This window comes from Candidatus Enterococcus testudinis, assembly GCF_002140915.1.
GTDB classification, from domain to species: domain Bacteria; phylum Bacillota; class Bacilli; order Lactobacillales; family Enterococcaceae; genus Enterococcus_D; species Enterococcus_D testudinis.
In genome coordinates, this window is sequence record NZ_NGKU01000001.1 from 1,603,611 (window position 1) to 1,614,199 (window position 10,589).

At 39.5% G+C, this 10,589-nt stretch carries 11 protein-coding genes; 2 read left to right on the forward strand and 9 right to left on the reverse strand.

Annotated features, from left to right (window positions below):
• Positions 1 to 33: 33 nt before the first annotated feature.
• Positions 34 to 1,086 carry a tryptophan ABC transporter substrate-binding protein gene (gene trpX, locus A5886_RS07655; RefSeq protein ID WP_086274407.1) on the reverse strand — a complete coding sequence of 351 codons (1,053 nt, stop codon included), beginning with the start codon at positions 1,084 to 1,086 and terminating at the stop codon, positions 34 to 36.
• A 477-nt stretch (positions 1,087 to 1,563) separates the two neighbouring features.
• Positions 1,564 to 2,142: a hypothetical protein gene (locus A5886_RS07660; RefSeq protein WP_086274408.1), complete on the reverse strand. Its 579-nt coding sequence runs from the start codon at positions 2,140 to 2,142 to the stop codon at positions 1,564 to 1,566.
• A 153-nt stretch (positions 2,143 to 2,295) separates the two neighbouring features.
• Here A5886_RS07660 and A5886_RS07665 point away from each other — a divergent pair, with 153 nt between their 5' ends.
• Together A5886_RS07665 and efbA are read left to right on the forward strand one after the other, a co-directional pair.
• Positions 2,296 to 2,682, forward strand: coding sequence for a DUF1622 domain-containing protein (locus A5886_RS07665; protein WP_086274409.1), 387 nt, complete (start codon positions 2,296 to 2,298; stop codon positions 2,680 to 2,682).
• Between the two features lie 108 nt (positions 2,683 to 2,790).
• On the forward strand, positions 2,791 to 4,488 hold the full coding sequence (gene efbA / locus A5886_RS07670) for a fibronectin-binding protein EfbA (protein ID WP_086274410.1): 1,698 nt from the start codon (positions 2,791 to 2,793) through the stop codon (positions 4,486 to 4,488).
• 84 nt (positions 4,489 to 4,572) lie between these two features.
• On the opposite strand, the gene A5886_RS07675 is transcribed toward efbA, so the two are convergent.
• The 7 genes from A5886_RS07675 to A5886_RS07700 form a co-directional block, all read right to left on the reverse strand.
• On the reverse strand, positions 4,573 to 5,811 hold the full coding sequence (locus A5886_RS07675) for an MFS transporter (protein WP_444550920.1): 1,239 nt from the start codon (positions 5,809 to 5,811) through the stop codon (positions 4,573 to 4,575).
• A 105-nt stretch (positions 5,812 to 5,916) separates the two neighbouring features.
• Positions 5,917 to 6,660 carry a hypothetical protein gene (locus A5886_RS07680; protein ID WP_086274412.1) on the reverse strand — a complete coding sequence of 248 codons (744 nt, stop codon included), beginning with the start codon at positions 6,658 to 6,660 and terminating at the stop codon, positions 5,917 to 5,919.
• Positions 6,661 to 6,868: 208 nt separating this feature from the next.
• Positions 6,869 to 7,342, reverse strand: a complete 474-nt coding sequence (locus A5886_RS07685; RefSeq protein ID WP_086274413.1) for a MarR family transcriptional regulator — start codon at positions 7,340 to 7,342, stop codon at positions 6,869 to 6,871.
• Positions 7,343 to 7,394: 52 nt separating this feature from the next.
• Positions 7,395 to 7,535 carry a hypothetical protein gene (locus tag A5886_RS15825; protein ID WP_179190004.1) on the reverse strand — a complete coding sequence of 47 codons (141 nt, stop codon included), beginning with the start codon at positions 7,533 to 7,535 and terminating at the stop codon, positions 7,395 to 7,397.
• A 340-nt stretch (positions 7,536 to 7,875) separates the two neighbouring features.
• Entirely contained in the window at positions 7,876 to 8,910 is a 1,035-nt protein-coding gene (locus A5886_RS07690) for a metallophosphoesterase (RefSeq protein ID WP_086274414.1), read from the reverse strand.
• Positions 8,907 to 9,746 carry a phosphatidylserine decarboxylase gene (locus tag A5886_RS07695; protein ID WP_086274415.1) on the reverse strand — a complete coding sequence of 280 codons (840 nt, stop codon included), beginning with the start codon at positions 9,744 to 9,746 and terminating at the stop codon, positions 8,907 to 8,909. Before A5886_RS07695 ends, A5886_RS07690 begins: the two co-directional genes overlap by 4 nt.
• A complete protein-coding gene (locus A5886_RS07700; RefSeq protein ID WP_086274416.1) occupies positions 9,721 to 10,317 on the reverse strand; it encodes a CDP-alcohol phosphatidyltransferase family protein in 597 nt (198 codons plus the stop codon). The genes A5886_RS07695 and A5886_RS07700 overlap by 26 nt, the downstream gene beginning before the upstream one ends.
• Positions 10,318 to 10,589: the final 272 nt, after the last annotated feature.

The following is a 10,589-nucleotide window of genomic DNA, read 5'->3' on the forward strand; positions in this document are numbered from 1 at the left end:
TCTGAAGAAATCAAACTGATCGCGGCTTGTAGATTACTCTGCACTTGATGAATCTGTTGTGTCTTCACCATTGACCAATGTTGCGTCGTTTTTGATGCTGTCTGGAATCGTGATCCCTAAGAATTCTGCTTGTTCTTCATTGATGATCGTTTCACCATCGCTGAAGGTATAGATAGGTGTTGTCGCTGGTTCAGATGTACCATCTAAAATTGCAGCCACCATCTTCCCTGTTTCGACACCAATCGTAAACTGATCTTGGCCAACGGTTGCCAAACCGCCTTGTTCCACCATAGTATCTACTGAGGTGATGATTGGCGTTTTGGTTTTGTTGGCTTCTCCGACAACGGTCTGCATCGCATTTGCAATTGTATTGTCTAACGGGATGTATATAAAGTCAACTTCTTGTGCCATTACTTGAACTGTTTGGGCAATTTCATTGCTAGAAGGGACAGCATATTTCTTCGTTTCCAAGCCATTATCAGCAGCCGCTGCTTCAGCTTCTGCAACTTGGTATTTCGAGTTGTCTTCTGTAGAAGAGTATAAGATACCTACTGTTTTTGCTTCTGGCATCAGTTCAGTCGCTAATTTGATTTGTGCGCCAACAGGTGCTTTATCCGAGACACCGGTGATATTGCCGCCAGGTTGATCCATATCTGCTACCAGATTGGCACCCACTGGATCAGTGACTGCGCCCAAAACGATCGGCACATCTTGTGTCACATTCGCCAACGCTTGTGCCGCTGGTGTAGCCACACCTACAAGTACATCAGCATTTTTATTTAACAACTGTTGGCTCATTGTTGCCAATTTACTTTGATCTGCTTGTCCGTTTTGGAATTCGATCGTCAAGTTATCCCCTTCTGTGTATCCGGACTCTTTTAAACCTTCTTTGATTCCATTCGTAATGGCATCTAGCGCTTCATGACTGACATATTGCAAAATCCCTACCGTTTTTTCGGCCTTTTCACTTGTGGGCGTCGTAGCGGCCTGATCATTGCCACGGCTCATCCCTAATTGATAGACCAATGTTGCCCCCAAAAATAGTAAAATAACAATAACTGTTGCCATTAATCCTTTGTTTTTCATCTTTACGTTCCCCTTTGGTTTTCTATTTTAATATGATTGTTTAATTAAAATCATTGCGTGTCATTATCGTGTTTCATTGTATGGTGACTACCCTCCCTACGGTCAGCTAGTACTGTTCATCATCTACTCTGCCTTGCTCCGCTAATCAATCGTAGTGATTCACAGCAAAAAAGCAATTGCCTTTGATTGGGCAATTGCTTGTAAGCAAAAGCCGCATAGACGCTTGTCCTATGCGGCGTATAATTCAACTACCAGCATAGATACAGCACTTTAGAGGGTTCTCTAAAAAGTTGTATCTATGGAATGAGGTCCACCAATACAACTATCTACGCCAGATTTGCCATGAATGAGCTTGCAATGGAATAAATAGTGTCATGATTGTTCCTCCTTTTCCTTTGATCGATTTCTTGATTTGAACTTAGTTTAGCGTATCGATAAAAAAACGTCAATAGAAATTTGTTCAATTGTCAGATTTTTTTACTCTTCGTCATCTAACGAACGAATCGTCCACATTGGCAACCGATTAAGCTCGGGAACGAATTCATTTTGTGGATCATCAAATGAGTCAAATGTAAACCGATTTTTTTCTACACCTTCCTCATAAAAGACAAAGGTTACTTTGTTCGGGTCCACTTGGTATTGATCAACAAATCCTGCTGTATCATAGACGATTGGATAGTAATAGAATGTCCGATTGAGTTCCTCTTCTTGTGCATCGATCAATTGATAGACCTGATCCAAGTCTTCACCATGGGGTTTGCTAAACATGACGGAAATGGCTTTTGTTTCCTCAATGGTCTGATCTGCTGTTGCATAAGTCAATGGCGCAACTTTTTCGGAAGGCAATTGATTGAAAGCCATACGATCAACCAATGAAGCTTTGATCTGCTGTTGTGAAAAAAGAATGATTCCTGCAAAAATCAATGCCAATACGATGCCCGCGCTTAAAGTAATCAACGTTCTCCGCTGATTTCGATAGACATCATCAACAAAATCTTCCCACACTGCCATACTCTTTTGTTTCATTGTTTGAAAATAACGAGCGGCTCCTGCCATGAGTCCCCCTCCTTCAAAAAATTTTTTTTCATTTCAATTAATGTTCTCTTTGGTACAATACTAACAATATGCACTCAACACGTCAAGAAACTTCACATATTCGGTGGTTTTATGTATGATAGAAGAAAAAAGGTGAAGGAGTAAAGATAACAGATGGCAGATACTTTGATGGATTTAGCCGCCCCAATCTTCAGCATGATCGTGGTATGCTTGAATTTCTTGTCGATCTTCGTCCTAGTTTGGGGCGTAGTTATGGCAGGCATTGATTTCATTCGTTATGAATTGACTGAAAAAGACCGCTTGGTGGCCGCTAGAGAAAATAATTTTATACGTAATTTTCTAGGAAGTTATGTGTTACTGGGATTAGAAATTTTGATTGCTGCAGACATCATTGAAACGATCATTCATCCGACTTTCGAAGACATCGTTCGCTTGGCTGCAGTCGTAATTATTCGTACCGTGATCTCCTATTTCTTGAATAAAGAAATCGAACGTGCATTGCAAACGACAGATCATCATTCCATTAAGAAAGACAAGTAGCCGTTGTTCATGGCTTTTGTCTTTCTTTTTCGGTATAATAGACAAGAGATTTTGTTATAGATGACAGCTTTCAAGTGACAGCGAAAGCATAGAAAAGAGGAACCGATTATGTCTTTTGATGGTGTGTTTACCCATTTAATGGTCACAGAGCTCAACAACCAGTTGATCAATGGCCGTGTCAATAAGATTCACCAACCTTATGAAAACGAGGTTGTTTTCGTGATTCGTTCGCAAGGAAAAAATCACAAACTATTACTATCTGCCCACCCAACGTATGCCCGTGTGCAATGCACCACGATGACTTACCAGAATCCGGATACACCGCCTAACTTTTTGATGATGCTGCGCAAATATTTAGAAGGTGCGATCCTTTCAAGTATTGAACAAATCGACAATGACCGGGTGATCCATTTCCATTTTACCCGCCGGGACGAGTTAGGCGATCTGCAATCTTTGGTGTTGATCGTTGAGTTGATGGGCCGCCACAGCACGATTTTGCTGATGAATAAAGAAACAGGGAAAATCGTCGATACCATCAAACATATCGGCCATTCGCAAAATACCTATCGGACCTTATTGCCCGGGGCTGAATACATCGCACCACCCAAACAGTCAACACTCAACCCTTTCACTGCTGCGCATACAAAAGTGTTTGAAATATTATCAACAGTGGATCAATGGCATGCCAAAGCATTGCAGCAACACTTTCAAGGCTTAGGCAAAGATACTGCAGATGAGTTGGTTCTGCGGATCACCACCAATCCCAATGACAAATTGCGGCAATGGACAGATTTCTTTGATGAAATAAGACATCAGCCCCAACCAAGTTATATCGAAAGCAACGGCAAAGAATTCTTCACCCCTATTCCCTATCGTTCTCTGATGACTACCGACAGCCAACACACAGCTTTCGATTCATTGAGTACCCTTCTGGATCATTATTACCATGATAAAGCGGAGCGAGATCGTGTCAAACAGCAAGGTGGCGAACTACTCAAGAAAATCGAGAATGAATTGAAACGCAATCAAACCAAGTTGCAAAAGCGCCAGCAAACACTCAGTGATTCAGAGAACGCCGAAGCTTTTCGCCAAAAAGGTGAACTTTTAACAACATTTATGGCACAAGTCCCACGTGGCGCGCAGTCAGTTACTTTAGATAATTACTATGAAGACAACCAACCGTTGACGATTGCACTTGATCCGGCCTTGACGCCAAACCAAAACGCCCAAAAGTATTTCCAACGGTATCAGAAATTAAAAAATGCGGTCAAATTGATCCATCAACAAATTGCTGAAACCAAAGAAGAAATCGCCTATTTAGAATCGGTATTGGCGCAATTAGAAATTGCTTCACCTACTGATTTGGCCACGATCCGTGAAGAGTTGATCGCTCAAGGTTATGTCAAAAACCGTAGTAAACAGCGGAAAAAAACGACCCCATCTCAACCGGAACGATACCTTTCTTCAGATGGCATCGAGATGCTTGTGGGGAAAAATAATCTGCAGAATGACCAGTTGACCTTAAAAACAGCCCGCAAGACTGATATATGGCTGCATACCAAAGATATTCCTGGTTCTCATGTCATCATTCGTTCTGATGATCCAAGTGAAGAGACCTTGCTGGAAGCCGCAGAACTTGCCGCCTATTTCTCAAAATATCGTCAATCTGCTCAAGTACCCGTAGATTATGTTCAAGTCAAACATATCCGCAAACCCAACGGTGCCAAACCTGGTTTTGTGATCTACGAAAATCAAAAAACGTTGTATGTGACACCGAATGAATCCATATTGCAGTTACGACAGTAACCATAAAAGACCACGTAACAGCCATACGCAGCTGTTACGTGGTCTTATTTTATACAGTGACAACAGAGTCAAGCTAAAGCTTGACTATGCTTGGATGTTTCTAAAGAAAAACAACGCCAGCAAGCCAAAAGCAACCCCCATCAATGCAGGCGCCACTGGCGCAAAGAGCACATATAACTGACCGCCAATCAAAGGACCGATCACCCGCGCCAAAGATTGCATCCCTTGGCTGCTGCCTAACACCTTCCCTTGTTCTTGAGGGGTGACCAATTTCGATAAGGAGCCATTATAAGCCGGAGCAAAAATCGCATCGCCGATACCATAAAGAAACAAGCCCAGCACGAAAAATACTGGTGCCGTGAAGATGCCTGAGAAACAAATAAATAGATACCCACTGACCTCACCAATGATCCCCAAGCGAAGAATCGCCTGCTCATTGATTTGTTTAAGCAGCCAAGGCATCAGAAAGCTTTGGGCCAAAATATCTTGAATGCCAATGATCGAGAACATAAAACCAATCAATGTCGGTGACCAATCAAAGGAATCAATCGTGAATTGAGAGAAGATAGCTTGCAGTCCCCCTGCTGGAATCCATAAGAGAAATGCAGTAAATACAATCCTTCCAATCCGAGAATGGCTGAAAACAAAGCGAAACTGGCGAAAAGGATTGATGTCCTTTAGGCTTGATATTCGGCGTAATGCTTTCGGCAAACTTTCAGGTAAATAGAACCAAGCGTATAAACCATTCGCAATGGACACCGCTGCACCAACAAACATCGGTACTGCATAGCCAAAATGTGCCAGTCCGCCGCCGATTACTGGACCTAAAGCTGTCCCAGCGCCAGCAACTGCACTCATCCAGCCAAAATACTTCGTTCGCTGCTCAGGTGGCGTACTGTCCGAGAAATACGCATATAGTGTACTGATACTGCCCCCGGTGATTCCTTCGATGATACGACTCAAAAAGAAAACCCAGAGCGCGCCGCCAATGCCAAACAATACATAGCCGATTCCGCCGCCAAATAGACAAAGAATCAAAATCGGCCGTCTGCCAATTTGATCACTCAATGCCCCCAATATTGGGGCTGCCAGAAAGACACAGGCCGCATAGACTGCAGTCAACGCACTAATGATAAATGCTTGTTGACTCGGGTTCTGCACGTATGGTGCGACTAAAAAAGGTGTAACAGGTGCAATAATCGTAAAGCCGATCCCGCAAAGAAATACCGAGATCAGGCCTAAGGTTAAGACATGTTTAGAAGGTTGTTGTTCGATTGTGATAACAATCAGTCCTTTACATTTAATGTTTCCTTGGAAACAAATGTATCATACTGCTTTTTTGTTTCCTAGTCAACAATAAAAAGCCCGCTTCTTCATTTTTAAAAGCGGACAGACATTTTTTCCAATAAAATAAGCAAGAAGACAGAATCAAACAAATACAAATAAAAACCCTGAGCAAAGCGTGCCGATCAAGAAGATCTTGATACTTCCCTCCCCACCATCAGGTAACTCAAATTTGATGATATTCATCAACAAAGCCCCTGTGATAATCGCTTCAATTGACACCATCACAAAATAAGGCAAAACCAGCAACATTGAAAAAATTGCCCCTGCAACAATCGAGCAAACCAGTAAAAAACGGCCAATCTGTGTGAAGCGAATACCATGGTGGTGAAATAAATGCCAATCGTTCATCAAGAAATGCAAACCAAATGCCACAAAATAGGTCAACACGTAGAAAGGCTCATCTAGAATATTGGCAATCACCAAATAACCAATCATAGCATTATAGAGCATATGAAAAGAAATATCTGACCAGAAATAGGCTTTTTCAGCAGATGCTAGATCCTTCTTTGCCAAAACACTGAAACTGCGTTCATCTATTTTGTACGCAATATAACTCAGCACCAACCCCAGCAAGACAAGGACATACACGCCATGGGTATATAGGATTCCTGAAGCCCAGCCAAATTCATCGATCAAAACAGACTGAAAATAAGCGAGATGCGGCAACAGATGAATAATGGCATAGGACACACCCACACCTGCCGCAAAGGAATGAAAAGCTTGTACATCTCCTTTCTTGTTCAATAGAAAGATCGATGACAAATGAATCAAGATAAACCCTGTGATCACCAACAAATTGATGATGACCTCTGAACTAGTAAACATAGCGACTCCTTTGCATTCATTAAAGTAATTGTACTATTTAAATAACGTTAGTTTGTTTTGGCTATATGCCAAACGACTTGCACAGGGTATATCATACTGATTTTGCGCAATAAAACGATTGTAACATTCCTTGTTTTAAATAACAACCGCCAAAAGACTGTTTAAAAATACCAGATTTTATGCAGAAAAAAAACAGCTAAGTCTTCACTTAACTGTCCGTCGTCGGCCGGTTGGCTGTTTGATTGTCGAGGTGTTCGCTGTATACAGCCAAAAAATGCAGTAAATCTGCTTTTTGTTGCGCATCCATCGTCGCAAAAATCGGTTGATCGCGTTTCCTGAACACTTGATGCAAATCTCGATGGATCTCATAGACTGACTGCCCTTCATCGGTCAAAGCAAACAAAATTTCCTTTTTGTTCGCAGGTGATTGGTAGCGCGTGATCGCTTGCTTTTTCAATAATTTTTGTGTCAATTTGGTGACCGCGCTGCGGGTCAAAAACAAGGTGTCTGCAAGTTGGGTGACATTGGGATGTGTCAGATCATGGATTGCTTCTATCAGATGGACCTCTGTTGACGTATAGCCTGCCAATGCCGCTTCCATTTCCTGCTTATTCAAGGCAGCCATTTTGTTATAGACATCGCGAAAGCCACGTATGATTTTCTCTTCATCAGTATAGGACATCTTCTTGACGCTCCTTCATTTTTTCCTATTATAAGCCTGATGAAAGGAGATTTCAATGACCGTTAGTGGATTCATTCTTATAACGGCGCCATTGGCCTTCGATTTGTGCAAAAGCAATCAGTAAAATGATTTCATAGACAGTAAAAACCAGTAATGGATTGACCGGTAAGTCAACGATTAACGATAGAATCAACAATATTGCGCTACAAATGCTCGTAAAAAACTAGATTTTACTGCTTACTTTGTTGGAAAATTGATCTTGGATTCTTTGATAGACACATGTAAGGATTTAAATTATAAAACTTTTATCCAACAACGTTTTTTCTTTTTTGAATGCACAAATATCACACAAGTCGCAACACACGCTAGAATAAGTACATTTTTACTCATATACCCCTCCCTCCAATCAAATACATTTCGAATATACAGCACACGAGTTCATTCATTTTTAAAGGTGACTTCAATTTCCACTATCTCACTCACAGTTCCCAATCTAAGTGGAGGTCCCCATGTTCCAACACCAGAAGATACAATCACTTGTGTATCCCCATCATTTTTTTATACCCATAATCAAGATCGTAAAAAAATTTTGTAAGGACTGAAAAAGGAAATATCTGTCCTCGGTGTGTGTGCCCTGCTAAAACTAGATCCGCTTTTTCATATTCATTTATCTTAGTTGGTTGATGGTCCATAACTATTATAGGCAAATGATTATATTCTTTAGGCAAAAGAATGTCGAAATCTTTCCGTTCAACTTTGCCTTGATTTCCGATTGGCGATAAATCTATTATCCCAATCAATGCGATCGTATCATTTATAATCATCCCTTCTTCTGACAAAATAATGATATCAGATGATTCAAGAAAATCCTTCATATCCTCAAAACTGTTTCCAGCATCATGATTTCCTAAAACCATAAAATTCCCATAAGTCGAGCTAAGTTTTTGTATGTTATCTCGAATGACTTCCGGTTTGCCTACCGAGTTAAAATTACCATCAAAAAAATCTCCTGCTATCAAAATGATATCTGGTTCTATTGCATTGATTCTTTCTACTATTTTTTCAACGTGCGCAGCTCCATTTACATATCCTAAATGTAAGTCGCTAAACATCGCAACTTTTAAAGAAGGAATAGTCGAATTTTTATCGATTGCTACTTTATACTGTGTAATGACAATATTTTGTGCAGTTAAGAGCCCATAGACGAATAAGCTGAAGACACTCACCACATTGATGATAAACATAGTATATAAAATGGTCGCTGATAATTGAACACCAACGACATGTGTTAAAACACTCATTAAAAGATCTGAAACCACCAGAATCATGAAAGCTAGACAAATAAAACCGAACCAATACATGCCAAATGTGCCAAATTTTCCCCAATAAATCTCTTCCATTGTAAATGCAACAATAGTTGTCAACGAGCACACCACAAAAATGATTTGAACTATAGAAAAGGACAAAGCAGTAAACTCTGGTTTTATATAACGAAGAAAACGCCATGCAATAAAATTGTTTAAGCAAATATAAATAGCAGAAATAGCAAACAGTGCTAAAGTTCTCACGATGAACACCTCCCCAATACTTGAAAGACCTCAATGGGTGACTCGATGTTTCGCTTTGAATCAGATAGGTATGTATCTACCCCTTTCAAATGATTTTTTTTAAAAAGTAGAATAATCATAGATCCCCCAAATTCGAAATATCCCTTTTCTTCAAACTTTGAAAAGAAGGAAAATTCAGCATGGTTTTTTATTCTACCAATCAACATTGCGCCAACCTCGATTTGAATCACTTTACCAAAAAATCTAGTCTCCATCACAGTTAGTTCTCGGCTATTCTCATGAAAAACAGGCAAATGTTCCATGGCAATTGGTTGTACGGTATGCAATTTTCCTCCTATTTTTTTTCGAAATATTATTTTTCCGTCCTCAAAGTAATGGAATCGATGATAATGTTTTGGTGTCAATCGAAAAATGCAAGCAATACCACCTTCAAATTCTTGCGCTAAGATGTCATCATCAAGTAATCGAGAAAGTGAGTAGTGTGCTTTTTTTATGGTGAAGTGTTCTTTATTAATTGGTTTAACCAACAGGTGTCCTTCGCAAGGTGCATAAAATAGACCATCTTTACTTATTGCTGGGTCTGGCTGTTCACGCAGCTTTCGAATAAAGAAATCGTTAAATGAGGTGTATCTTTTTTTGACATACTTATTTTTATTTATATTGTTTTTATTCACAAATAATGGAATGAATATTCTTGACACATTAGAAGATAATAATTTACCGATTAGTATCGATAATTGAGGACGAACAAAAAATTTCAAAATGACTCTTCCTATGATGGTTTCATACAAATACGCCGCTAGTGAAATGTTAAGTTGAGTGCTTGTTTTCGCCATAAGATCTCACTCTTTTCAGTTGTATATTTATTTTAGGAATTTTGATTGGCACGACAAAGGCAACGGCAACAAGAATTAGAAAATAAGATAAATGATTGTTTATTTTCCATGGAAGCATAAGTATTCTGTAGATTGGAAGTAAAATACTTATGCTCGTTACCGGCAGACCTAGATAAAATGTACGTTTATATGAATTATCTTGTATTCGACTTATTGTTTCTGTCACATTGAAATAAGCCAAACGAATCATACCTGCTAATATTAGCATTAGACCGACGCTAATATTAAATTGGGAATATCCTTCAATTGAGAGAACAATGACTACAGGAAGAATACAAAAACTAATCATATCAGATAGGCTATCAATTTGAATGCCATACAATTTTTCTTTTAGCGTTCGATCTTTTTTTGTGTTTGCAACTACTCCATCAAATGCATCACAGCATCCTGCTAAAACAAGGAAAATGAATCCGATGACTTGATTCCCTTTGATCACGCTTAGACTTCCCAATAAACCACAAAACAAGTTGCAGTATGTAAGGATAACCGTATAATCATAATAACCTAGCATATTTACACTCCTCCTTCAAAATTGTTAACTCCATGGTGATGTTTAACGGAGATATTTTTTAAGCGACTTTTTTATTACTTGTTTTCTTCTTAACTAACGCAATCAGAAAGTATGTAGTAATAAGAATTTTCATAAGCTTATTTTCGTTAATTCGATATTTAATCTTGGTTCGAATGCTAGTTGAAACATGTGTATCTTGAGTTTTTCCGACTTAACAACTGGGGCTATTCCCAAATTATTCCAGAAAAGTTTGACTAATATAATCTGTATCA

Excerpts from the sequence above, each read along its gene's own strand:
- A5886_RS07700 (WP_086274416.1), bottom strand. The coding sequence starts at position 10,317 with ATGCTAGGTTATTATGATTATACGGTTATCCTTACATACTGCAACTTG.
- A5886_RS07680 (WP_086274412.1), bottom strand. The coding sequence starts at position 6,660 with ATGTTTACTAGTTCAGAGGTCATCATCAATTTGTTGGTGATCACAGGG.
- A5886_RS07685 (WP_086274413.1), bottom strand. The coding sequence starts at position 7,342 with ATGTCCTATACTGATGAAGAGAAAATCATACGTGGCTTTCGCGATGTC.
- efbA (WP_086274410.1), top strand. The coding sequence starts at position 2,791 with ATGTCTTTTGATGGTGTGTTTACCCATTTAATGGTCACAGAGCTCAAC.
- A5886_RS07660 (WP_086274408.1), bottom strand. The coding sequence starts at position 2,142 with ATGGCAGGAGCCGCTCGTTATTTTCAAACAATGAAACAAAAGAGTATG.
- trpX (WP_086274407.1), bottom strand. The coding sequence starts at position 1,086 with ATGAAAAACAAAGGATTAATGGCAACAGTTATTGTTATTTTACTATTT.
- A5886_RS07695 (WP_086274415.1), bottom strand. The coding sequence starts at position 9,746 with ATGGCGAAAACAAGCACTCAACTTAACATTTCACTAGCGGCGTATTTG.
- A5886_RS07665 (WP_086274409.1), top strand. The coding sequence starts at position 2,296 with ATGGCAGATACTTTGATGGATTTAGCCGCCCCAATCTTCAGCATGATC.